Below are 23,599 nucleotides of genomic sequence, written 5' to 3'. Positions count from 1 at the left end.
AGTGAGCGAAGCACTGCTGTGAAGCAGTGATGATGTCGCCGGTGCCGTCGTGGTCTCGGCGGTGCGACGTCGGTGAAGCAGGCTATGAGGTAATCAAGTCGTGTTCGCCTGGCTGGGCATGACGTCGATGACCGCCGTGACCGGTCCTGTGCCGGTCGTCCCGGTGACTGTCACCTCACCCGGACTGTCGGTCGCGCCAGGTGGCAACGGCTGCCAGCGGACGGGGACAGTGGTGATCTTGTTGTTGGCGGTGGTGAGCATGTGGATGGAGGAGGGCAGCTTCGGGGCGGCCCTCACCATGGTGCCGATGTAGATGGTGTCCTGGAGGATGTGCTTGGCGCGGCTGGCGTTGAAGACGTTGACGGACGCGTGCGGCTCCCATGTGTTCGCCAGTCCGGGCACGGCCCGGAACATCGGCTGGTAGCCGGCCGGCTCCCACACCAGGACACCTGAACCTCGGTTGTCGACCACGTCGTTGGCGGCCTGGAACACCCTCCGGATCGCGTCCGCCTGCCCCTGAATGGTTCGCGGATACGGCGAGTTGGGCAACGGCGAGCCATCGCCGCCCGACGCGGGGTAGGCGGTTTCGGCGATGTCGATTTCGTAGCCGGGATAGGTGGTGGCCATGGTGTTCAGGTTGAGATCCAGTGCCTCGGGCGTACCGTGCCATTCCGGGTAGTACGAGATGGCCAGCACATCGGGGTTCTGGCCCTTTGCCTTCACCCGGGTGAGGAACTGGTGCCAGAACTCCATGGTTTTGGCGAGCTTGTCCTTGTCGACGATCACGTGTATCTCGACCTTGGATGTCGGTGACGCGTCGCGGACGGCTTTGATCCCGGCCGTGGCCAGGGTGGTGAACCGGTCCCACGACTGGTCGTAGAGCTGCTGCTCCACGGGGTCGGTCGACCGCCAGTACTTCCACAGCAGGCCACCGCCGGGCTTGGACTGGTAGATGTCGGCCTGGTCGACGAAGTACGGCGGATTCGTCGTGCCGATGTGGGCCGCCTCGCTGCCGTACATGAAGCCATTGATGATCTCGTTGCCGACGGCCACCTTCTCCGGCGTGGTGCCCTGCCGGATCAACCGCTTCAGATAGTCGGCGGTGAAGTCGTACACGGCCTGGGACAGGTCCGCGAACTCCAGCTCGGCCCAGGCGCGTGGTTTTGGTTGCTTGCTCGGGTCCGCCCACGAGTCCGCGTAGTGGAAGTCGATCCCCAGGCCCATGCCCCGCTGCTTGATCCACTTGGCTGAGGCCAGCGAGCGCTCCGGGCCCTGGCGCGGTATCGGCGTCGGTTGACCGGTGCTCTCGCTGCGCGGCTCGTTGAATATCCGCAGCCGGGTGTGCTGCATGCCGCGGTCCTTGGCCACGTCGAGCAGATGTGGCCCGGCGCCGCGGTCTTGGGCCAGGGGGTCGACCCAGTACTGCTGGTCCTGGACGTCGTCCATCCAGGACAGATCGGCGCCGAGGGTGAGGTCGTCGCGCAGGTAGTTGAAGACCTGGAGCTCGCTGACACCTGCCCGGGCCCGGCCCGGCCCACCGGTGAACGTCAGCCGGACGAAGCGCGTTGCCGGCCGGGTGACTAGGTGCACTTCCCCTCGCGACACGGCTCGGTTGTGGGACCTGTCGGCGATGGTCCTCCACCGGCGACCGTCAGATGAAGCCTCGACGACGTACCGGTGGGCCACGCCACGGTCCGGGAAGAGCACCTTGACCTTGCGCAGGTTGTCGTAGGTTCCACCGAGGTCGACGGTGAGCCACTGCCGGGCGCCGGCACTACCGGGTTGCCAGGACGTCGTCGGGTCGCCGTCGATGGCCAGACGGGCGTTGGACGAGCCGGTGACAGCCGTCGCCGAGGCCCAGGGCTTGGCAGCGATATTGCTTTCGATCGGCTTGATGTCCGCGGTTCCGAAGGTCGCGTGGGCCGGCTTGGGCACCATGAGTAGGTTCGCGGACACCATGGTGACCAACGTCGTCGTGACCGCGATGGCGCGGGGCAGACGCTTGCTGCTCATGTCCTTCTCCTGACGATGTGATGTACGTGCAGCATGGGCTGTTCCGTACGCTCCGTTGGTCGAGAAGACCGGCGGAGCACGGGGTGTCAGCCGGCCGCGGCTCCGACATCGAGGTAGTCGACGTTGGGTAGTCCGGCTGCCGTGGTCGGATCCAATCGGATGGTGTTGCTGCCGGCGTTCAGCGGGACGGTCACGGTCTTGGTCGTCCACGTCGTCCACGCACCGGTGGACTCGAACGAAACGGTCCCCACCGTGGATCCGTTGACGATCAGGTTCGCCGGCCTCGTACCGCTACTGGAGCCATTGGCGAACCGGACCGCCACCGTCGCCGTACCAGCGGTCGCCGGGGTCACCGTGAACTGCGCGAAGGCCCCCGCAGCGGCACTGCCGTTGCAGAACCCGCCACCGGAATAGCCCGCTTGGTTCGAGTCGATCGTGCCCTGGCACACCGCCGGTGCGGTCTCCGCCTCGTACCGCTGTCCCGATGGCGCGTCGGCAGAGGTCTTGACCAGTGAGAGTTGGTCGACGGTGACGCCGCCCGAACCCGACGCCCGCACGGTGACGGTGGCAGCCCCGCTGGGCAGCGCGATGCCGGTGAGCTCGCGCTTGGCCCAGCCGCTCGACGACGGGATGCCGAGGGTGCGTTGGCTGCCGTTGGCGCCGGTGATCACGACCTGTCCGGCGCTACCCCGAGCGTGCAGGGACAGGGTGTAGGTGCCTGTGGGCACCGACTCGATCCGCTGCTCGACGCCGCCGCTGTTGCTCACCTGGAGGGCGAAGCGAGACCCGTTCACACCACCGTTGACGTTGGTCACAGAACCGCCGAGGTTCCGCCATCCCCGCACACTGGAGACGATGATGCGGTCAGCCTGGATGTCCGGGTTGAGGATGTAGTTGTTCGCCTGCCCGACACGCCACTCTCCGGTCGTGACGTTGAACTGCCACTGGCTCACCGAGTGGAACTGCGGCCTCGCGCCGGTCTTGGTTATCGGCACCCACTGGTTGTACCCGATGCCGTTCCAGGCGAAGTCGGCCCAGCGGTCGCCGGCGTAGATCACCGTGTTCTGCTTGGTGCCCTTGACCGTCACGAAGAACCCGGTCTGCGTCACGTGGCTGTAGTCCATCTCGGTGCCGGCAAGGACGTACTCGCTGCTGTACGAGCCCTGAACGTTGCTGCTGGTCGACTCATTGACGTAGTTGACCGAGGTGTTCCAGCCGTGCAGGTCCGACGCCGCGTGGTAGTACTTGCCGTCGAGCTTGAACATGGCGTTGCCCTCGCGACCGTCGCCGCGGCGGATCTCCACGCCTGGCTCGATCCGCAGCGAGTCGGACTCCCGGAACTTGGCCACGAAGCCGCGCGACCGTCCTTCGCGGTTGGAGAAGATCAGGTAGTCCTTGCCGTCGTCGTCGGTGAAGACGGTCTGATCCCCGGTGCCGGTGGTGGGCGAGTTGGTGATCTGGGTCTGGAAGTAGCCGTAGTCGAAGGTGTCGGTGGGTGAGTCGCCCTGCAGCAGCAGAACGCCGTGCCCGCCCCTGCCCGTGTGCCACATCTGCACGGCGAGCACGTACTTGCCGGTGTTCTCGTTGTACGAGACGCCGAGGCGCCCGACCCAGCCCGCACCCCCCAGGTTGGCGCCGCTGCCCACGCCTGTGGAACGCGTCGCGACCCGGTTCTCGAACTTCCAGTTCACCAGGTCCTTGGACGAGTACACGGGGATCGAGACGAAGCTGACGTTCCCGTCGTACTTCCTCGTCGGATTGGCCCGGTAGAGCTCGGCGCCGGTGTAGTGCACGCCGTACCAGTAGTAGGTGTCGCCGAACTTGAAGACCCCGCCGCCCTGCGAGTAGATGGGGTTGCCGCTGGTGTCGTTCCAGAAGGTGTTGTTCGTGATGGTCTGGAACGTGCCCTCGTCAGCGGCCTTCAGATCGGCGGCGGCGGTCATCAGTGCCGTCTTCGCTTCGGCGACGTCCGTTGTGGTGGCCGACGTGTCGCCGGCGACATCGGCGGCGGCGGTCAACGCCTTGGCGAAGGGCTTCCAGGAGTCAGCCGTGTACTTCGACGGAGTGCGCGTCTGGTAGTCGGACACGAGGTACTTGAGGCCGCGATCCACCACCGGTCCAGCAGCCGCCCCCTGATCCTGGAGCTCTGCTGCCTGTGTCTGCGTTCCAGGTGTCTCCGCCGCGGCAGTGCTCGCCGAGAGCGGTGCCGCTAACACCACGGACAACAGGGTGGCGGCGGCCAACTTCCAGTACTTGGAGACGACACGCGATCTTTGCCTCAAGAGGTCACCTTCCGTCATTCTCAAAGGCGCCGAGATCCGGCGCACTTCCGTTGAAGGGCAGTCCCACGTCGATGCCCTTGTCGATCAGGGCACTGTTCGCCGCGAGACGGAGGTGGGGCAGCACGGGCAGGCTCCCGTCGGTCCGGCGGGGCGCGTCCCAGCCGGACGTCGACACACTGCGGAACTGGGAGTCCGACAGGGGGACGCCGAGGTTCCAGGAGTTGTACGCGGCGTTCGTGCCGCTCATGTACGACGTCGGCGTACCGGTGTAGGCGATGTTGTTGCGCAGGTTGCCCCGGCCGACGGCGGCGCCGCTCGAGTCGACGCCACGCATGTTGAAGTTGGGGTGGTTTCCGTAGCCGGTGTTGTTGAAGAAGTCGTTGGCCACCGGGTGGTGGTTGGCGTAGAAGCCGGCCGCCTTGTTGAGGAACGCCACAGAGAAGCGGACGGTGTGCTTGGGCGCGTTGGCCTCGTAGTCGCCGCCGTAGCCGCCCGACTTGAAGCCGGCTCCGTTGCCGGAGGGCGTCGTCGTCCCCGGCACGTACCCGTTGCGCCAGGCCCACGAGTTCTCGATGATCACGGGCGAGTAGGTGGAGATGAGGTCGAACCCGTCATCGGCGTTCCACCACGCGCGGCAACCCTGGAACACGTTCGCGGGGCGGCCGGCCGGCGTGTAGTGCGAACCGAACCCATCGGCGTTCTCGCCGGGCCCGTCGTTGCTGCGCAGGTCGTAGTTGTCATGCGAGTCCGAGTTGAGGACGAGGTTGCCGCCCCCGCCGTTGATGAACAGGCCGGTGCCCATGTGGTGGTGGGTCTTGATCTGCTCGAAGATGTTGTTGCTGCCGGAGACCCAGATCCCCCAGGACTCGGCGTTGCGGTTGTTGTTCTGCGGAACGCCCTTGACTTCCAGTCCTTTGAGGTGGATCCAGCTGCCGGTGACGTTGAAGCCCTTGATGCGGCAGTTGTCCGTCATCCGCGAGAGGTCGAATACCGGTTTCTCGCCCGGTTGGGCCCAGTACCGGATCGGGTTGCCCGAGCTGCCGCTCTTGTTGAGGGTGATCGCGTCGACCTTGGCGGTCGGGCTCGAACAGGCGCTGTTCGCACGGGTGTAGGCGTAGGTGCCGCCCCGGAAGTAGACCGTGTCGCCCGCCTTGGCGACGGCCTGTGCACGGGCGATCGATGCCCACGGAGCGGCCTGCGTACCTGCTGCGCCGTCGTTCCCGTTCGGGGCGACGTAGTAGGTGTCTCCGGCCGCCGCGGCGCTCGCGGACGCCGAGCCGGGGGCCATGGCGACGGAACTCGCCGTGACCACCGAGAGCAGGAGGGCAGGGGTGCCGAACTTCGCGGTTCTCACAGCGTCATCTCCCGAGTCAGGTGATTTTTCCCGTGTGGCAGTAGGACTCGTGCCTGTCTGAAGAACTCAGCGCAGGTACGAAAGCTGTTTTCGAAGGGCGGGACCACGCGCGTGCTTCTTCAGAACTTCATGGCGCCGGCGGCCAGGTTGGCGATGAAGTGGCGCGAGCCGATCAGGAAGACCCCGATCAGCGGTATCACGGACATGAGCGCTCCGGCGATGACCATCGACTGGTCTGTGGTGTAGACGCCGTTCAGCTGCTGCACGGCCACTTGCAGTGTCACCTTGCCCGGGTCGGTCATCACGATCAGTGGCCACAGGTAGTCGTTCCAGATGTGGAAGAAGGTGAAGATCCCCAGGAACGCCAGCCCCGGGCGCAGCACCGGCAGCCCCACCGTCCACCACTGGCGGAAGAATCCGGCCCCGTCGACCCTCGATGCCTGGATCAGCTCGTCGGCGATCGCCCCCTGCGCGTACTGGCGCATCCAGAAGATTCCGAAAGCGTTGGCCGCACCGGGAATGATCAGCGCTTTGAGCGAGCCGACCCAGCCGAGCCAGGCCAGCGTGACGAACTGCGGCACCAGCGCCAGTTGCATCGGAATCATGAAGGTGGCCAGCACGATCCAGAACAGCACCCTCCGCCCGGGGAAGTCGAATTTGGCGAAGGCGAAGGCGGCCAGCGAGTCGAAGAGCAGCACCAGGAACGTCACGGATGTGGCGCCCACGACGGTGATGCCCATCGACCCCCAGAAGTCGATCCCGTCGAACACCTTGTTCATGTTCTCCCACAGGTGGGGGCCGGGGATCAGCTTGGGCGGGTAGGCGAAGATGTCACCGGTGGTGTTCGAGGCCATCACGAACATCCAGTAGAACGGGAAGATCGTGATCAGCACGCCCAGCAGGAGCACGGCGTGGCCCACGATCGTCCGCGACCGGGCGGCGTTCTCAGCGCGCACGGGACTTCCCCTTCCGCTTGCCGGTGCCGATCGCGTCCTCGTCCCGGCCGCCGATCAGCCGCCAGTTGATGACGGAGAACACCGCGATCAGGAGGAACAGCGCCCAGCCGACGGCCGCGCCATAGCCGAACCGGTTGAAGATGAACGCCTGTTGGTACAGGTAGAGCACGATGGTGGTGGCCTCGCCGCCGGGCCCGCCGACGTTCCCGTTGTCGTCCACCGGGAACAGCACCTGCGGCTCGGTGAACAGTTGCAGCCCGCCGATGGTGGAGGTGACGGCGACGAACAGGATCACCGGGCGGAGCATCGGGAGGGTGATCCGGAAGAAGGTCTGGCGGTTGCCGGCGCCGTCGACCTTGGCCGCCTCGAACACGTCGCTGGAGATGGCCTGCAGGCCGGCCAGGCAGATGATGGCGTTGTAGCCGACCCACCGCCAGGTGGTGATCGCCGCCACGGCGACCTTCATCGCCCACGGGTCGGACAGCCAGCCGACCTCGCCGGCGTGGATCGCCCGCAGCGCGCTGTTGAGCAGCCCGGAGCTGTCGCTGAAGACCGAGCCGAGCACCAGGGTCATCGCCACGATCGAGGTGATGTTCGGGACGAAGTAGGCCACCCGGTAGAACGCCTTGAACCGCACTGCGGTGTGCAGCGCGTAGGCGATGACCAAGGCCAGAAAGATCATCGGGACGGTGGAGAGGATCCAGATGATCAGGGTGTTGCCGATCGACTGCCAGAAGTCGGAGTCGGTCACCAGGTACGCGTAGTTGTCCCAGCCGATCGACCGCATCTCTCCGATGCCGTCCCACGACATGAACGACAGGTAGATGGAGAAACCGACCGGGAAGACGCCGAATACGGCGAAGAGGATGAAGAACGGGGAGACCGCCGTGTACATCGGCCAGTAGCGGCGCCAGCCGGGCAGCGGCCTGGACCCGTCCGGCGGTGGCTTGGCGGTCCTGCCGCGCCGCTCGACGGTCCTCCCGCGCAGCGCATCGGCGAGGCCCATTCAGATCGCCCCCTCGCGGGTGAGTTCACGCTCGATGGTGTTCTGGGCGTCCCTCCATGCCGTGTCGACGTTCTTGCCGGACTCGACGTTGGCGAGCTCGGCGGCGAAGACGGGGTCGATCACCCGGTCGTACGGGCTCCGGTAGACGGTCCTGACCTGCCGCGCCGAGGGGCCGAACACCTCGATGGTGCGCTGTCCGCCGTAGAAGGGCCGGGGCTCACGCATCTCCGGTCTCGTGAAGGAGCGCGGCGAAGACGGGAACAGCGACATCTCCGTGAACGCCCTGACCTGGTTCTCCGGAGACTGCAGCCAGGTGATGAACTTGTAGGCCGCCTCGGGGTTCTTGGAGTACTGGGTGATCGCCAGGAACGAACCGCCGACATTGCCCGCACCGCCGGGCGGGTCGGCCACCCGCCACTTGCCCTCGGTCTTCGGCGCGGCCGACTCCGGGAAGGCGAGGCCCCACCACACCGCGCCGATACCGAACGGCTGGCGGCCGCTGGTGATCACTCCGTACAAGTCGGGGGAGCCCTCCGGGGCGCCGGCCGACAGGCCGTCCCTGCCGATCCGGTAGGCCAGTTCGAATGCCTCGCGCAGTTCGTCCCGGTCGCCGATGTACCGGCCGTCCTCGGTCATGAACTTGCGGCCCAGCTGGCCCAGCCGGATGCTCCAGACCTGGCGGATGTTGGGGCAGATCACCGCGCGCTCCTGGGACTTCCGCAGTTCCTTGCCCAGGGCGATGAAGCCGTCCCAGTCCGGGGCCCGGGCGGCGAGCTCCTTCGGGTCGGTGGTGATCCCGGCTTCCTGAAGCAGGTCGGCGCGGTAGAACAGCCCGGTGGGGCCGGTGTCCATGGGGAACGCGATCATCCGGCCGTCGGGCGTGATGCACTCGTTCCACTTCCAGTCCAGGTACCGGCTCTTCAGCTCGGCCGCGCCGAAGTCGTTGAGGTCGACGAACACGTCCTGGTTGGGGAAGTAGGTGGCCACGTCGGAGTTGATGCCGATGATGTCCGGCACCAGGGACTTGCCGGCGAGCGCGGTACGCACCTTGGTGTTGAAATGGCCGCCGATGTTGGTGCGGCTGAGTCTGAAGCCCTGGGCCCCGGGAATGCCCTTCGTCTCGGCCCGGGCGACCAGCTCGTCGCTCACCGACCGGTCCCAGGTCCACAGCGTGATCTCATCCGGGTCGCCGAGCGAGCGCCGCGACCCGCAGCCGGTCGGCCCGAACCCTCCGGCGGCCGCTCCGGCGCCCAGCGCCAGAAACCGTCTTCGTGACACTGTCATGGACGCGTGTACCACCTTCCGAGGGAGCGGCTCACCCTCTGATCGCTCAGGCGGTGGCCGAACAGACATCGCGAACGGCTGCTCTGGTTGAACGGGGGGCGGCGTGTTTGAGGAGGCTCAGCACTGCCGCCGACGCGCTGCACACATCGCTGCCCACGAGCGGCGGTTATGGACCTCACGGCCCACAGGACGAAGTGGCCGCGCAGCTCCGTGTCCGCAAGCTCGGGCGGCCGACCTCCGGCATGCCCCGGCCGTCGATTACGCCACCGTCAGGTAGGGACGACTGCGTCGTCGGTCTGCGGCACCGCCGTCATTGAGGCCATCCGTGAACCGACCGTCCTCGGTTCGCGCCCACCGCCACGTGCTACCTGAGATACGCGGCGAGCGGGAGGTTCTGGCGGCGCACGTCACCGGCGACGAGCCCTGCGACCCGCTGGGCGCCGTAGGTGTCGAAGTGGGTGTGGTCGTTGCAGAAGAAGGTGCCCAGGGGACCGCTGCCTCCGTAGTCGCCGTTGTTCGGGCAGAAGCGCAGACTGTTGTAGAGCGAGACGCTGAGCGTCTGTAGGTCGATGACGGGGGCCCTGGTGGCGGATCCGGCGGCGAAGGTCTCGCCCACGAAGCCGCGGTTCTTGGTCGCTGTGCCGCCGGAGCAGGTGATGGCGGCCACCGAGGTGAGCAGCACCGGGTGCGCGCCCCGGGCCAGGGCGGCCTGCGCCATCATGGTCATCAGCTGCTGGTACCGGGCCGGGCCGACGTGTCGGGGGCAGGTCGAGGAGGAGTCGTTGATGCCGAACTGGATGAACAGGTAGTCACCGGCCTTCATTCCGGTGCTCGCGTTCAGCATCGCCTGCCAACGTGACGAGTACGTGGTGGACGTGAGGCGGCACTCACCGTCCGAGCCCTTGGTGGTGCTCACGTTCCCCTCGTACAGCCAGGTCTGGATGCTGCGGCCTCCGACGGCCTGGTTCTTGACGGTCACGTCGCTGTTGAACAGGGCGTCGAACTGGCTGCCCCAGCCGACCGGGCACCGGCCGGAGCTCGGGTTGGCCATGGTGGAGTCGCCGGCCAGCCACACGGTGACCGGCGCGGCGGCCGCCCGTGCGGCCGGGGCCTGGGCGCGGGAGGCACTGGTGCAGTTCGGGGCCACGCGGTCCGCCGCGGATGCGGCGCTGACACCGAGGCTCGACAAGGCGATCATGAGCGCGGTCGTGATGAGAATCCGTAAGTTCCTCAACGGTCCCTCCTTGGGACTGGCGCCGGGCGTCGGTCAGCGCAGGTACGCGGCCAGGGGCAGGCGCTGCTCGCGGATGCTCTGGAGCACCAGCCCGCCCATCTGGCTCGCGCCGTACTGCGAGAAGTGGGTGTTGTCCGTGACACCGTCGACGGATGAGCGCAGGAAGAGCTGTGCGGAGGCGGACGGGCCGAGGGATTCGACCAGTGTCTTGCTCTTGGTGGTCAGATCGATCACCGGCACGTTCTGCGCGGTGCCGACCGAGCGCATCTCGGCGGGCAGGTTCACTCCGAGGCCGTTGACGTGCAGTGCTGTGGGCGTGAGCCGGCTGCCGTTGAACTGACGGCGGACCGGCGGGGTCACCAGGACGGGGACGCCGCCCTTCGCACGGACCTGCGTGATCATGGAGGTGAGGTTGCTGCGGAAGGCCGACGCGCTGGTCTGCTTGTCGTTGTGGCCGAACTGGATGAAGACCGCGTCGTGTGGCTTGACCTTCGGCAGCAGGGCCGGGAAGAGCGCCGAGTTCCTCAGGAAGCTGCCCGAACTCTCCCCCGAGTCGGCGTAGTTGGCGACGGACGCTCCGGGACCCACCGTCGGCGTGATCATCTGGCCCCATCCCGTGTACGGGGCCACGGGCTGGTCGCACACGGTCGAGTCGCCGGCCAGGTAGGCGACCAGCGGCTGGGTCGCCGGTTTCACGGAGACGGCCGACACCTGCGGGTTGGTCCCCGCGAACCGGATGTCCAGACCGGGGTTTCCGGTGCCGCCCTGGCCGGTCGGCTGCCCCTCCGGCTGCCGCACGTTGACCGTGAACGAGTATGTGGCGGCGGCGCCGGCGGCCGTCTTCGTCGCCGGAAGCATCAGGCGCCGGGCCTCCACCCACATGTCGGTCTCGGCGGCAGCGGCACCGCCGATGGAGATCGTCACGTCGTAGTTGCCGGGTGAGACCGCGTAGTGACACTTGATCGGCGCAGTGCCGGAACAACCGGCCGGCAGCGCCCGTGTGGCGTCATCGGCATGCGCCGCACCGGTGCCGACCAGCGTCGCGAGGGTCAGCAGACCCACTGCTCCCAGCCTGACCCCGTGCTCTAATGTCATGCCCATTACAATCACCAATCCCCATTCTTGACCGGAGAGTTGTCCGGGTTGAGGTCCGTGGCCCGTCGCTCAGGCCTGGGTGAAGCCGTTCATGATGACGGTGGGCCGCTGCGTGGAGGAGTCCCAGGCACCCATGCCGTAGCCGGTGAACGGGGACACGCACTCCGGCTCCCAGTAGAAGATGCCCTGCCCGCCGTTGGCCTTGAGGGCCTTGATGTAGGCGACCAGCGCGGCCTGGGTGGAGGAGGCGCGGTCCACCCGGCCACCGAACTCGCTCTGCAGGAACGGTTTGCCGTAGGCATCGGAGATCTTCTTCATGTTCGCCACGATCCCGGGGGCGACGTCGGCGCTGCCGTAGGAGGAGAACACCGACATGTCCCACTTGCCGCCGTTCGCGGCGTAGCGGCTGAAGAACGTCGTCATCACGTCGTACTTCTGCGGCTGGGCCAGGTGGATACACACGATCGAGTTCGGTGACACCGTCTTGACCTGGGTGTACGCCGCATTGAGCAGCCCGGTCATCTGCGCCGGGCTGGAGACGCTGCCGACTGGGCGGCAGATCCCGCTGTTGATCTCGTTGCCGATCTGCACCCAGGTGGGGAGCACGTCGTTGTTCCTCATGACCGTCATGGTCTGGTTCACGTACGAGCCCATCGCGGTGCGCATCTGGCTGTAGCTCATGTTCCGCCAGGCCGCGGGCGGGTTCTGCACGCCGACGGAGTTCCAGGTGTCGCCGAACATGTAGTCGAGCATGATCGACATCCCGGCGGCCTTGACCCGCTTGGCGAAGGCGGCCACCTCGTTGATGCCGCAGTGCCCGTTGGCCGGGTCGTTGGAAGGGTTGACGAACGTGCGCAGGCGTACGGCGGTGATGCCGTATCCCTTGAGGATGGTCAGCAGGTCCTGGCTCTGCCCGCCGGCGTTCTTCCAGGAGTAGCCGCGCGCCTCCATCTGAGGTGCCCAGCTGATGTCGACGCCCTTGACGAAGCTCGCCGCGGCCTCGGCAGGCGTCTCGAGTTCGGCGAACGCGACGGCGGTGGCGAGCGCTCCAGCGGTGGCGGTGGTGGCCTTGAGCAGGGTTCGCCGGCTGATGCGCCCGGCAACTGGTGTGGGGGGTTGCGGGGACATGGTCGGTCCTTTCCTTCCGTCGGCCGCGAGTGAGCCATCGCGGTCGGCGGAGAGGAGGGTGGTGAGGAAGAGGCTTCGAGGAGCGAGGCGGATGGGTGGAACAACTGACTTTCAGACTCGCAGAGTTGGTGTGGCCGCGTGCGATCCAGCCGATGCGCCTCCCTCGGTGGGGCAACAACTGTGGCAGAAGTGCTTACGAGTGGCACGTGTCGAAGGGGGTGGCCTGGGCGTGCCCGGGACGCTCCTCCAGGTCGGACCTGTGAGCGATCACAGGGGGGGGTCCGACGGAAGTCCGCAATCGCATCACAACGAACTTCAGGTACATCACGCAGCTTCTCGATCGGGCCCGAAACTGTCAACCATTGCTCCACAATCCATGGAAGACGCAGTGCGATCCTGTGGACCGGAGGCTCGCCGCGCCTCGGCCGTGAGCTTGCTGAAACGGCCGGGAGTCGGCCCAGTTCAAGTGCCCTTCCAGAAGGAATGCGGCGACAGGGACGAGGCTGCGCACGGGGCATCTCGTCGGCTCGCATCCGAACACGCTCGAACAGAAAGGGTCAACAGAATGCTTGACGGGCTATCAGTGAATTTCTACCCTCGCAGCGAATGGGAGCGTTCCCACACCTGTGGTCAGACCGCCGTCTCCGCGATCTTCATACCACCCCCACATCGGAGGTCATAGTGACCGACCCGCACCGGCATCCGCGCACCGCATCGCGCCCATGGCGAATCCGAAGCCGGTCCAGCAATCGGCTGCTCGGCGGCCTGACGGCCGCCACCGCACTGGCCCTCTCCGCACTCACCGGACTGCCGCAGACCGCGCACGCCGCGACCGCGCGGCAGGTGGAACGCCTCGATCGGGGTCTGACCAGCGTCCACACCGGCAGCGGCAACCTGGTGTCGTGGCGGTGGCTGGCCACTGACCCGAACGACGTGGCCTTCAACGTCTACCGTGGCGGCACCAGACTCAACTCCTCGCCCCTGACCACCTCGACGAACTACTTGGACGCAGGCGCCCCGGACTCGGCGGACTACACGGTGCGCGCGGTGGTGAACGGCATCGAGCAGGCGCCGTCCGAGCACGCGCTCCAGTTCCGCACCGGGTACAAGGACGTGCCGATCTCCCCGCCGTCCGGGGGCACTTCACCGGGCAACTCGCCGTACACCTACGAGGCCAACGACGCCTCCGTCGGCGACCTCGACGGCGACGGTGCCCTGGACATCGTTCTGAAGTGGCAGCCGACGAACGCCAAGGACAACTCCCAGTCCGGCTACACCGGCAACACGATCGTCGACGGGATCAAGCTCGACGGCACTCGCCTGTGGCGTATCGACCTGGGCCGCAATATCCGCTCCGGTGCCCACTACACACAGTTCCAGGTGTACGACTACGACGGCGACGGCAAGGCCGAGGTCGCCATGAAGACCGCCGACGGCACGAAGGACGGAATCGGCGCGGTCATAGGCAGTTCCTCGGCCGATCACCGAAACTCCTCGGGCTACGTGCTGTCCGGCCCCGAGTACCTGACGATGTTCAACGGGCAGACGGGCAAGGCCATGCAGTCCGTCGACTACGTCCCAGCCCGAGGCACGGTGTCGTCCTGGGGGGACTCCTACGGCAACCGCGTGGACCGGTTCCTGGCGGGCACGGCCTACCTGGACGGTTCCCGACCCTCGGTGATCATGGCTCGTGGCTACTACACCCGCGCGGTGATCGCGGCCTGGGACTGGCGGAACGGGCAGTTCACCCGCCGGTGGACCTTCGACTCCAACGCCAACAGCGGCTACGCCGGCCAGGGCAACCACCAGTTGTCGGTCGCGGACGTGGACGGGGACGGCAAGGACGAGGTCGTCTACGGCGCGATGGCCGTCGACGACAACGGCAACGGCCTGTGGACGACGCGGAACGGCCACGGGGACGCGATGCACGTGGGCGACCTCGACCCGTCCCGGCCAGGTCTGGAGGAGTTCAAGGTCGACGAGGACAGCTCCAAGCCGTCCTCCTGGATGGCGGACGCGAGGACCGGCCAGATCCTCTGGTCCACCCCGGCCGGCGGTGACAACGGCCGGGGGGTGTCCGGTGACATCTGGTCCGGCAGCGCGGGCGCCGAGTCGTGGTCGTCGCTCGTGAGTGGCGTCCGCAACCCCAAGGGCGCGGTGGTCGCCAGTCGTAAGCCCGGGTCCAGCAACTTCCTGGCGTGGTGGGACGGCGACACCACGCGCGAACTCCTCGACGGCACCCACATCGACAAGTACGGCACCTCCGGCGACACCCGCCTGCTCACCGGCTCGGGAGTCCACTCGACCAACGGCACCAAGTCGACGCCGTCCTTGTCCGGCGACCTCCTCGGCGACTGGCGCGAGGAGGTCATCTGGCCGACGTCCAACAACACGGCCCTGCGGATCTACTCCACGCCGTACCAGGCCAATACGCGGATCACGACCCTCCTCCACGACACCCAGTACCGCACGGCCCTGGCCTGGCAGAACACTGCCTACAACCAGCCCCCGCACCCCAGCTTCTTCATCGGCGGCAACATGCCTACGCCACCCCGCCCCGCCGTCGCGCTGCCGAACAGCCGTGGAACCTGGCATGGTTAACAGAGCGCTGGCAGTGGTGCACGCGGCCCGCTGAGGGTGTTCTTGGGGTTCAGGACCTGCCGGAGGCGGTCGCACGGACCAGGGTGAAGTCCGGAGATCCGCTGCCGCCTTCTTCTGGCCTCATGGTGGTGAGCCGATCCCGTCAGCGGAACCCTGCCACGTAGCCGACAGCACGCCTCGCGAAGGCGCCGGCCGGTCGGCCGGTGAGGCGCTCAACACCACCGCCGCGCCGATCACGGTCGGCGGACACCAACCGTACGGCGTCTTCGTAACTCCCGCGGAGCCTGAGCTCCCGCAGATGTACGGTCACGGAAACCAGCTCCAGGACGACGCCCACCACTGGGCCGATGTCGCCGAAGCCGACGACGGCGGCGTCCTGGCCGGGGGCTGGTCGGCGACGGCACCGGAACCGTGCGCGCCGGCGTCCAGCCCATCACCTGGATTCCGTTCCGCCACTGGACCACTGCGGCCGTACGCGAACGAGGCGGCCGCCGTTTCGTCATGCCCCGGACAGCGGCCATGATGTCGTGAGAAGCCGCCGGCCCGCTCAGTCTGTTGCTGCCAGACGTACCAACGGCAGTGGTACAGAGCGGGGTCGTCCCAAAACCGTCTGCTCGTCGTATCGCGCTGGGTCCCGCACCTTCGACGCCGGGGCCCTGCCGAAGTCCTGGTGAGGCGGATGCCCATCGTGATGAGCGCCGGCCGCCGCGCTCCTCCAGGGTCGAGGGCATGTCGAGTCCGTCTCGGCGGGAATCGTGTCCCGAGAAGCCGGCCCCACCGGCACCGCCAGGACACACAGACCGTGACGCCACCCGGCGGGACTGCTCAGCCGCAGCAGCCGTCCACCTCCCAGATGCGGAGCAGCGCAGGTAGCTTCTCCGGCTGGTCGGCGCGCAGTTGACGAGATCGCACACCGTGTGGCATCGCCACCCGGCCCAACTGCGCGCCCACGAGGTATGTAGAGGCATGTACCCTTCGCCGAGACTCGGGTCCTGTTACGTGCCGGACGGAAGGCCAGAGCCGGCAACACTGCCGCTGACGCCGGTCATGATGGCGTTGATGATGCCCTGCTGGGTGACCGTGAGGGAGCGCCGGTTGAACAGCCCGAACCCGTACCGATCGGTTGCACCGTTGTCCCAGTAGACGGTGGCCGCGCCGTATTTCTTGGCGGTGGCCGCGACGGCCCGTGCAAAGTCCGCGCGATACCTGTTGTTTGACGAATCGAACGATGACTTGTCGATGGCGCCGTATTCGCCGACAACTACCGGATACCCCTTCGCGACGAATGTGTCGTACATCTTTTTCAGCTGCGAGTCCAGATAGTCTTCCTGTCCCCAGGTGGACGTCCTCGATGGGTTGGTCGCCGCTCGTCCCCATTGCGTGATGGTGCCGCTTTCCTCTCCGGCGAAATCCCACGGACTGTAGTGATGAACGGAGATCATGATTCGCCGTTCATTGGCGGGAATGGAGGGGGAGCGGTACTGGTCGGACGGAACCGCGAAGCCGTAGTTCCCCGCTGTGTAATCGATGTTTGTGTTCCAGCCGGGAACGAGCAGCCACCTTGAGCTGTTGTTTCCGCCGGTTTTGCGTACGGTGTCGACGAAAATCTGGTTGTAACTGTTGATGTTTGAGTAGCACGGTTGGGTCGGGTTGCCGTACTGCCCGTCGAACTCCTCGTTCATGGACTCCAGGATCAGGCGCTGGTCGTAGTTCTTGAACCTGTTCGCGATTTGCTGCCAGGCTTTCTGGTACTTGGCCTTGATCGCTGTTTGGGAGGGTGAATCACAGATCAGCCAGGAGCCGTTGATGGTCTTGTAGCCGTCACCGTGCATGTTGATCATCACATGCAGGCCCCTGTTGTAGGCGTAGTTGACGACTTCTTGGATTCTGTTCAGCCAGGACGGGTTTATCGTGTAATCCGGGCCGGGCCCTATGTGTCCCAGGTAGGAGACCGGGATCCGGATGGTTTTGAACCCGGCCGCCCTTACTTTGTCGACGAGGGCTTGTGTTACGGCCGGCTGTCCCCATGCCGTTTCGTTGGGGTATCCGTTGGCATTGGCTTCCAGCTGGTTCCCCAGATTCCATCCCGCGCCCATGTCGGCCACGATCTGCGAAGCGCTCGACTGTGCCACGGTGTCGGCCGATGCCTGATGCGCCGCGCCGTATACAGATGCGGAAACTGCCAACAGGACGGCAAGGAAAATGACTCTGATCTTCCCTGCTAGTGAAACCATGAGCTTTCCTCTCTTGCGTCCTTGAGGGTGTCGGACCCCCAAGTGGATCTGTCTGTGCGAGTGGGGGCGGCCGGAGCCGCCTGCTGTTCGGGCGGTGGTGTCCACGCCGGCCTGGAAACGAACGCAGTCGATTGCGCGGCGGCTGCCCTCGCGGGCGTCCGTGGGCGGCAACGCACCCTGCGCGGCCCGGATGCGCGGCGATCACGGCAGGCGCGCGCACCCGGGCCGTGCGTGGTTGCTCCTCAGCTCAGGACTGATTCCCAGGTGGTGGTGGAGGAAGTGGCGTCGGCGCGAAGGCGGTCGCGGGCCCCGGTGTCGCCGTAGAGGCTCCACCGCATCCAGTCCACGAATGTGTTGATGGTCCGGGAGTCGCCGAAATAGTTGCTGTGGCCGGCGCCGCGGAAGGTGAGGAACGCCTTGGCGGCGGGCAGTTCCCGATACGCCTGACGAGCGGAGGCGATCGGGCACGTTCCGTCCCGGTCGCCGTGCATGAAGAGGGCCTTGGCGCGGACCGACGGGCTCGGGTTGCCCATGTCCACGCAGGACATGGGGATCGCGGCGGTGATCCGTGCGTCCGGCCAGGCCGTGAGCAGGCCGTGGGTGGTCATGCCGCCCATCGAGTGGCCGGAGACGCCGACTCCGACTGCTGTGTTGATGTGGCCGGCCAGCGGGTCGCCGGCCGTGTTGAGGGCGAGGGTCCGGGTGATGACCTCGGAGACGTCCTTGGACTGGTTGCCGTTGTGGACGTCTTGGCCGCTGAGGTTGGCGAAGTGGGGGGCGGGGACGATGAAGCCGGCCTCGGCCAGGGGGCGGATGATCGCCAGGGAATTCTGCGGGCTGCTGCTGAAGCCGTGCATGAACTCGCAGACCGGGAAGACGCCTTGGGCAACGGGGGCGTTGGCGACCGGGGAGCCACCGGGGGTGCCGGTGGCGGGGTAGTAGACGTAGGTGGTCCACCGGCGGGTGCCGCGGCTCCAGGCGTATTGGCGTACGCCGACCGCGAACCGCTGGGTCGGAGCTCCGGCCCGTGCGGTGGCACCTGCTTGGCCCGTGCCGAGCAGGGACATGCCTACGCCCGCGGCTCCGGCTGCGCTCAGGGTCAGCAACCTACGCCGTTGCATGGTCATGAGGACTCCTGGTGTGGGGGGTGTGCGGAGCGCTGTTCGGTCAGGTGTCGCGCAGAGGCATTGGTGAAGCCGCAGCGGTGAGGCTGACCGAGGTGGTGGGGGGGGAGTCGCCGTTGGGGGGCAGGACGGCGAATCGTGCATGGGGGAGGACGTTCCGGGCCTGCCCGAGGTGGGCATCGGCGTGGTGTGGCCTTGCCGGCAGAGGCGCGGCGAGCCGGTGAACACCGGCCGAACCGTGACTTGTTGAGGGAGAAGCCCTTCACGCGCCCGCTATCTGACGGGGAGGTGTTGATTCTGCGGAAGCGGCGCAGGGGGTGCATCTCCTTCCACTGGTCCTGTGCTGCGCCTCTGGGAGCGTTCCCACATCGGGTTGTAACAGTCAGAGTCCCGATCGGGTGCCGGTGTGTCAATCATTGGCGCCCAACTCTGTTGCATTCGAAACGAATTCGATGGATCGCAGGGTCCGGGAGGTGCTGCGTGGTGTCTCCGCGGACCGCTCGGTCACGCTCGCGACGGTCCCTCGTCAGCCGTGGCCTATACCTGCGCTCATGCCGGCGATCGTATGGGCCTTGATGTCGGGGTGCGGTCCTTCCGCGAATCGGGTCACCACGGCGCGGACGTGGTCCTGGGCGGGCTGGAGCAGGCCGTCGTACACCGCGACGCAGACTTCCCGCGCTCGTGACCGGGGCCAGCCGGGCGGCAGCAGCCCGATGGGGAGCAGCGGGTCCAGGATGGGGAACTACTTGGGGCGACGCGCGTACACGCGGATGCACTCCACGACGCCGCATCGCTTGCCCGTCCTGACGAACCCCCCGCGCCCACGACCGTGGTGGTGGGCTCAGCCCGTTGTGTGCCGGGTCGCTCTGTCCTGGGCGGGGTTGGCCGCTGGCTCCTTGGCCGACGACAACTCCCCATGCCGGAACGCGACCTCCGGGCACACAGGACACGGGACCCGCTGATTGCCGTAGACGCACAGAACGAGCACCCCAGCGCCCGCCGCGACGCCCTGCGAGGAGGCACCCGCCGTCGGCTGAACGCCATGCCCGCGGGGGGCTGCGCGACGTCCTCGAATGCGGAGGCTGACAGGGGAGTCGGGCAGCGGGCCGGAGCCGAGAGTCGTCTGGATCTGTCCGATCCGTGCAACGGCCGTGACTTCGCCGTCGGCGACGCGCAGCCCGTACCAATGAGCACCATCGAGCCGTAGCGCGACGGTGAACACACCCTCCCCTGGATCGACGAGGAAGTCGGCCTCCCAGTGGTCTCCGCCGACCCGGGTGAACAGGCCCGAAGGCTCGCCGGTCTCGCTCGGCGTGTGACGCACGACCACCCCTTCCGGCACGCTGCGGACGAACCGGTCGGGACGCTCCCCTGGCGAGACCCACCTGAGATGCGGTCCGAGCGCGGAGAAGTCGTCCTCGAAGTCCCGCTGCCCGGTGGGGACCCCTGCGCTCGCCGGCCTGAAGTGTGGCCAGTCCTCCACCCAGGAGACGTCGGCGAGGAACGTCTCACGCCCGTTGACGTGGAAGCGCGGACTGCGGCCGCGCGGCCGTGTACCGAGATACACCGCTTCCCACGTCCCGTCGGGGCGCTCCACCAGATCGGCATGCCCGGCGTTCTGGACGGGATGAGCCGTGCTGCGGTGGCTGAAGGCAGGATTGTGCGGGGCTGCCTCGAACAGCCCGCGGGACTGCGTGAGCGTGCGACCGACACCACGTGGCCCCGGTCGGTGCCGCCTTCGGCGATGACCAGGTACCACCAGTCGCCGCGCCGGCAAAGGTGCGGCCCCTCGGAATGGGCCAGGCCGGTGCCGTGCCAGATCCATCGCGGCTGCTCGAGGACCACGCCCTGCTCCAGATCGACCGCGACCTGCCTGATGCCGATCTCGGTCTCGGACCATGAGCAGTAGGTGACCAGGCACGTTCCCTCGTCGTCCCAGACCAGGTCCGGGTCGATGCCGTCGAGTTCGGTCAGGCACACCGGCGCCGACCACGGCCCGGTCGGTCGCGTGGTAGACCTGATGACCACCGCGAGCATCGTCGATGTTCGCGGTGATCAGCCAGAACCGTCCCCCGTGATGGCGCAGCGTCAGAGCGTAGATGCCGCGACTCGACGGGCGACCGGCCCGCGGGGAACTGATCGTCCCTCGTCAGGGCGTTGCCGATCTGACGCCAGGACACCAGGTCCCGGGAATGCCAGATCGGGACGCAGGGGCTGTACTCGAACGACGAATTCGCCAGGAAGTAGTCCTCGCCGACTCGGCAAACCGATGGGTCGGGATACATCCCTGACGAGACCGGGGCGGTGGCCGCGTCGGCGCTCCCATCGCCTTCCGGCAGCATCGAACTCATGCGAAACACTTTCCATGCTTCGAATCCGGGCAGGTCAGCACCTGTGCGGACGTGCTCGAGTGGTGGGGTGTCACTGAGGCTCGGCCGATGTGCCGACCCGGCGGGCCGGGTTGTAGGCGCGCAGGAGACCGCACATGCCCAGTGTCTGCCGGGGCGGTTGGGCGATACGTGAGACGGTCGCCTTGTACAGGTGGTTGAAGTCGCCGTTGCGCAGCGAATCGATCTGCCGCAGTGCCGCCTGTGCGGCGGCCAGCGCACCGTCGTCGACTGTCTTCTCCCAGGCGTCCAGGCGTGGCTGGACGAGTCGCACGGCTGCCGCGCAGAAGTCCTCGTAGGCAGAGCGGTTGCCGCGCCGCCACTGGTGCTTCAGCTCCCTGAACCCCTCGATGGCCAGGTCCCTGCGTGCCTGGGCGCGCTCGGGGTCGGGGGTCCCGTCGGCGTCGAGGAGCGAGGCCGCGTCCGGATAGGCCTCGGGGGAGAGGTGCGCGGGCGGGAAGGTCATGACCGCGTCGCCCGCCTCAGGAAGGCCGCTGTTCTGCATGACGACGATCACGCGCAGGTCTTCGTCGTTGATGGCGCGGTGGATCGTGCCAGGGGTGAACCAGACCGTGTCTCCGGGGTGCAGCTCGGTCGTCGTGTGGCCCTTGTGGTTGAGGGTCTCCAGCCGGCCGTGGCCGCTGACGACGACGTAGCACTCCGAGCAGACGAGGTGCATGTGGGGCGAGCCGCCGTGTTCGTCGTCCGCCGTGGGCCAGGGGTACACCTCGAGCTGGCTCAGTCCCACGGCTCCGGGGAAGTCGGGGAGGGCGGTCACGGCGTGAACCTCTGGGCGATCGGCTCGAGTTCACGGCGGTCCACCATGCGGTCGATGAACACGAAGCGGTGGCTCAGGGACAGGGTCTCACCGGGCTCGAGCTTGATCTCGGTGTCGAAGGCGGGCGAAGGGTTGAGGCAGGCGAAGGCACTGCTGCGGGCGAACCACGTCAGCGGGACGGCGGCCGTGGTGGTGCCGGCGTAGGCGAGGACCGTGGCACCGCCGTCGATCTCGTCGTGTTCGCCGGTGATGGCCGCCCAGGCGCCCCGGGTGCCCATGACGGCGTCGCCTTCATGACCCCCGTCGGCGATGACGTCCGCCCCGGTCCAGGACCGGGGCCCGCGCCAGAACAGTCCCGTGTAGCCGGCGCCCGGGCGGCCGTGTGTGGTGGGGCTGCCCAGTTCCAGCGGCACGCGGTGAACGTTGGTCAGGTCGGTGGTGAAGTCCAGCGCCCAGACGCCGTCGCCGGAATCGGCGCTGTGGAAGCGAAGGGTGCGGGTCTCGTCGATCCACACCTCGTCGCTGGAGGCCACCCAGTCCAGGACCTCGGAGATCGACACCTCACTGCCGCGGTCGTCCTGCCGGTCGAAGCCGCGGTGCACCTGCCGTCCGTGGTTCTCGCGCCAGACGTAGCCGTGGCCCGGCGCCCCCTCCTCGAAGGTGGGCCCACCCCAGAAGTTGTCGCCGGACAGATGCGACCAGGTCATCTGAAGGCCCTTGTGCCAGCGGTGGTCCCAGGGCCGGTAGACACCCACGGGCGCACCGGAGAGGGTCTTCAACGGGTAGAGATACGGCTTGGGGGATTCCTCGAGAGGACTGTCCGGCCGGTAGACGTACGTGGCGAGATCCGTGCCCGCGGCCGACACCACGAACTCGGTCCCGGCCTCGTCGTAATCGATCCGGAAGTGGCTGTCAGACACCGGTCTTCTCCTTGTCGGCGTTGTCCTGGGCGGCCGAGAGGCGACCGCTCATGGAGTGGTAGAAGGGGCTGTCCGGCGTGACCATGTCCGGGGTGACGGGACGTCCGGTCGTCGCCGACTGGTAGAGGGCGGCGATGAAGGCCAGGACGCGGCGGCCGTCGTCCCCACTGGCTTCGGGGCGTTGCCCGGCGCGCAGGGAGCGCAGCAGCAGGCGCAATTGCGCGGCGTGCGAACTGGCCTCGTCGTCGAGCGGTGCCCCGAGCTCGGCGGCCGTGGCCTCGGCCCGGTGAGGTGCGGGGGTCCACGTCCAGTGAGTGTTGTCGTAACCGTAGAGGTGGGACAGTTCGACCGTGGCCTCGGGGAAGTCGAAGCGCAGGTAGCTGGTCTCTCGGGGAGAGAGGAGGCTGTTGACCATGGACACCATGGCGCCACTGGCGAAGCGGACCATCGCCATGGAGACGTCCTCGGTCTCCACGTCGCGGGCCAGCGTGCCCATGGCGGCACGGACTTCGCTCCAGTCCCCCATCAGGGACAGCATGAGGTCCATCTGGTGGATGCCGTGGCCCATGGTGGGACCGCCGCCCTCGGTCTCCCACCTGCCGCGCCACGGGACGTCGAAGTAGGCGTCGTCCCGGTACCACAGCGTGTGGCAGACGCCGACCAGGGGAGCGCCGAGGCGGCCGGTGCGGATGTGCTCCCGTAGGGCCCGGGCGGCGGACCCGAAGCGGTGCTGGAAGACGTAGGAGACGTAGGGGCCGCCCTCGCGTTCGTGGGCGGCGACGGCGTCGTACTCGGCGACCGAGAGGGTGGGGGGTTTCTCGCACCACACCGACGCTCCGGCGTCCAGGCAGGCGGTGATGGCCTCGCCGTGGGCGATCGGGGGCGTGCAGACGATGACCAGGTCCGGGTGCTGCTCCTGGAGCATCCGGTCGAGGCTGTCGTAGGCGGCGGGAATGCCCCAGCGGGCGGCGAACGCCTCGGCGCGCCGCAGGTCGACGTCGACCACGGCGATGACGGTCGCCTCGCCGTTCTGGGCCTGGACGGCGGGCATGTGGCAGCCGTCGGCGATGTTGCCGGCACCGACGATCGCCACCCTCGCGGGCTGGCTGTACTCAGTCATGTGGCTCTTTCGTGGAAGCTCGGGCGGTGCCTGGGCGCGGCACCGGGGGTTCGTCAACCGCTGACGAAGAAGGTCGGTTCGAC

General features: G+C 67.3%; 18 protein-coding genes and 1 pseudogene. 1 reads left to right on the top strand and 18 read right to left on the bottom strand.

Annotation, left to right across the window (positions count from 1 at the left end):
- Window positions 1-93 precede the first annotated feature (93 nt).
- From HW837_RS05315 to HW837_RS05275, 9 genes are all read right to left on the bottom strand, one after another.
- A complete protein-coding gene (locus HW837_RS05315) occupies window positions 94-2,013 on the bottom strand; it encodes a glycosyl hydrolase 53 family protein (RefSeq protein WP_193382055.1) in 1,920 nt (639 codons plus the stop codon).
- Between the two features lie 86 nt (window positions 2,014-2,099).
- Window positions 2,100-4,313 (bottom strand): family 43 glycosylhydrolase, encoded by a 2,214-nt coding sequence (locus HW837_RS50280; RefSeq protein ID WP_408995506.1) that lies wholly within the window; start codon window positions 4,311-4,313, stop codon window positions 2,100-2,102.
- Complete coding sequence (locus HW837_RS05305; RefSeq protein ID WP_313895621.1) at window positions 4,300-5,649, bottom strand: right-handed parallel beta-helix repeat-containing protein; 1,350 nt, start codon at window positions 5,647-5,649, stop codon at window positions 4,300-4,302. The genes HW837_RS50280 and HW837_RS05305 overlap by 14 nt, the downstream gene beginning before the upstream one ends.
- Before the next feature lie 119 nt (window positions 5,650-5,768).
- Window positions 5,769-6,605, bottom strand: coding sequence for a carbohydrate ABC transporter permease (locus HW837_RS05300; protein ID WP_313895622.1), 837 nt, complete (start codon window positions 6,603-6,605; stop codon window positions 5,769-5,771).
- Complete coding sequence (locus HW837_RS05295; protein ID WP_193382054.1) at window positions 6,595-7,611, bottom strand: carbohydrate ABC transporter permease; 1,017 nt, start codon at window positions 7,609-7,611, stop codon at window positions 6,595-6,597. Before HW837_RS05295 ends, HW837_RS05300 begins: the two co-directional genes overlap by 11 nt.
- The gene (locus HW837_RS05290) at window positions 7,612-8,895 is read right to left on the bottom strand and encodes an ABC transporter substrate-binding protein (RefSeq protein WP_193382053.1); all 1,284 of its coding nucleotides are present in this window, start codon (window positions 8,893-8,895) and stop codon (window positions 7,612-7,614) included.
- A gap of 364 nt (window positions 8,896-9,259) precedes the next feature.
- Entirely contained in the window at window positions 9,260-10,129 is an 870-nt protein-coding gene (locus HW837_RS05285; RefSeq protein WP_196790342.1) for an SGNH/GDSL hydrolase family protein, read from the bottom strand.
- A gap of 33 nt (window positions 10,130-10,162) precedes the next feature.
- Window positions 10,163-11,224, bottom strand: coding sequence for a rhamnogalacturonan acetylesterase (locus HW837_RS05280; RefSeq protein WP_196790341.1), 1,062 nt, complete (start codon window positions 11,222-11,224; stop codon window positions 10,163-10,165).
- 69 nt (window positions 11,225-11,293) lie between these two features.
- On the bottom strand, window positions 11,294-12,352 hold the full coding sequence (locus HW837_RS05275) for a glycosyl hydrolase 53 family protein (RefSeq protein WP_193382052.1): 1,059 nt from the start codon (window positions 12,350-12,352) through the stop codon (window positions 11,294-11,296).
- 681 nt (window positions 12,353-13,033) lie between these two features.
- On the opposite strand from HW837_RS05275, the gene HW837_RS05270 reads away from it, so the two are divergent.
- Window positions 13,034-14,953 (top strand): rhamnogalacturonan lyase, encoded by a 1,920-nt coding sequence (locus HW837_RS05270; RefSeq protein ID WP_390623599.1) that lies wholly within the window; start codon window positions 13,034-13,036, stop codon window positions 14,951-14,953.
- A gap of 995 nt (window positions 14,954-15,948) precedes the next feature.
- Here the strand turns inward: HW837_RS05270 and HW837_RS05265 are convergent.
- From HW837_RS05265 to HW837_RS05225, 9 genes and pseudogenes are all read right to left on the bottom strand, one after another.
- Window positions 15,949-17,187: a glycoside hydrolase family 5 protein gene (locus HW837_RS05265; protein ID WP_193382051.1), complete on the bottom strand. Its 1,239-nt coding sequence runs from the start codon at window positions 17,185-17,187 to the stop codon at window positions 15,949-15,951.
- 242 nt (window positions 17,188-17,429) lie between these two features.
- On the bottom strand, window positions 17,430-18,314 hold the full coding sequence (locus HW837_RS05260) for an alpha/beta hydrolase family protein (RefSeq protein ID WP_193382050.1): 885 nt from the start codon (window positions 18,312-18,314) through the stop codon (window positions 17,430-17,432).
- 523 nt (window positions 18,315-18,837) lie between these two features.
- Window positions 18,838-19,044, bottom strand: coding sequence for a PaaX family transcriptional regulator C-terminal domain-containing protein (locus HW837_RS05255; RefSeq protein WP_319687395.1), 207 nt, complete (start codon window positions 19,042-19,044; stop codon window positions 18,838-18,840).
- 108 nt (window positions 19,045-19,152) lie between these two features.
- Complete coding sequence (locus tag HW837_RS48425) at window positions 19,153-20,070, bottom strand: family 43 glycosylhydrolase (protein ID WP_390623601.1); 918 nt, start codon at window positions 20,068-20,070, stop codon at window positions 19,153-19,155.
- Window positions 20,013-20,348: pseudogene (locus HW837_RS50275) on the bottom strand (family 43 glycosylhydrolase); the annotation flags it as partial. The pseudogene HW837_RS50275 and the gene HW837_RS48425, both read right to left, overlap by 58 nt.
- Entirely contained in the window at window positions 20,282-20,653 is a 372-nt protein-coding gene (locus HW837_RS50270; RefSeq protein ID WP_408996864.1) for a family 43 glycosylhydrolase, read from the bottom strand. The pseudogene HW837_RS50275 and the gene HW837_RS50270, both read right to left, overlap by 67 nt.
- Window positions 20,654-20,732: 79 nt before the next feature.
- Window positions 20,733-21,476 carry a cupin domain-containing protein gene (locus HW837_RS05235; RefSeq protein WP_313895624.1) on the bottom strand — a complete coding sequence of 248 codons (744 nt, stop codon included), beginning with the start codon at window positions 21,474-21,476 and terminating at the stop codon, window positions 20,733-20,735.
- Window positions 21,473-22,396 carry a DUF6807 domain-containing protein gene (locus tag HW837_RS05230; RefSeq protein WP_193382048.1) on the bottom strand — a complete coding sequence of 308 codons (924 nt, stop codon included), beginning with the start codon at window positions 22,394-22,396 and terminating at the stop codon, window positions 21,473-21,475. Before HW837_RS05230 ends, HW837_RS05235 begins: the two co-directional genes overlap by 4 nt.
- The gene (locus HW837_RS05225; RefSeq protein WP_193382047.1) at window positions 22,389-23,516 is read right to left on the bottom strand and encodes a Gfo/Idh/MocA family protein; all 1,128 of its coding nucleotides are present in this window, start codon (window positions 23,514-23,516) and stop codon (window positions 22,389-22,391) included. Before HW837_RS05225 ends, HW837_RS05230 begins: the two co-directional genes overlap by 8 nt.
- Between the last annotated feature and the right edge of the window lie 83 nt (window positions 23,517-23,599).

This window comes from Streptomyces caniscabiei (genome assembly GCF_014930365.1).
GTDB lineage: Bacteria > Actinomycetota > Actinomycetes > Streptomycetales > Streptomycetaceae > Streptomyces > Streptomyces caniscabiei.
This window is presented reverse-complemented; position numbering and strand designations above follow the sequence as displayed.

Coding starts and splice junctions, on each gene's coding strand:
- HW837_RS05290 (WP_193382053.1), bottom strand. CDS start 8,895: ATGACAGTGTCACGAAGACGGTTTCTGGCGCTGGGCGCCGGAGCGGCC.
- HW837_RS05295 (WP_193382054.1), bottom strand. CDS start 7,611: ATGGGCCTCGCCGATGCGCTGCGCGGGAGGACCGTCGAGCGGCGCGGC.
- HW837_RS05280 (WP_196790341.1), bottom strand. CDS start 11,224: ATGACATTAGAGCACGGGGTCAGGCTGGGAGCAGTGGGTCTGCTGACC.
- HW837_RS50270 (WP_408996864.1), bottom strand. CDS start 20,653: ATGCTGCCGGAAGGCGATGGGAGCGCCGACGCGGCCACCGCCCCGGTC.
- HW837_RS05315 (WP_193382055.1), bottom strand. CDS start 2,013: ATGAGCAGCAAGCGTCTGCCCCGCGCCATCGCGGTCACGACGACGTTG.
- HW837_RS05265 (WP_193382051.1), bottom strand. CDS start 17,187: ATGGTTTCACTAGCAGGGAAGATCAGAGTCATTTTCCTTGCCGTCCTG.
- HW837_RS05275 (WP_193382052.1), bottom strand. CDS start 12,352: ATGTCCCCGCAACCCCCCACACCAGTTGCCGGGCGCATCAGCCGGCGA.
- HW837_RS50280 (WP_408995506.1), bottom strand. CDS start 4,313: ATGACGGAAGGTGACCTCTTGAGGCAAAGATCGCGTGTCGTCTCCAAG.
- HW837_RS05260 (WP_193382050.1), bottom strand. CDS start 18,314: ATGACCATGCAACGGCGTAGGTTGCTGACCCTGAGCGCAGCCGGAGCC.
- HW837_RS05225 (WP_193382047.1), bottom strand. CDS start 23,516: ATGACTGAGTACAGCCAGCCCGCGAGGGTGGCGATCGTCGGTGCCGGC.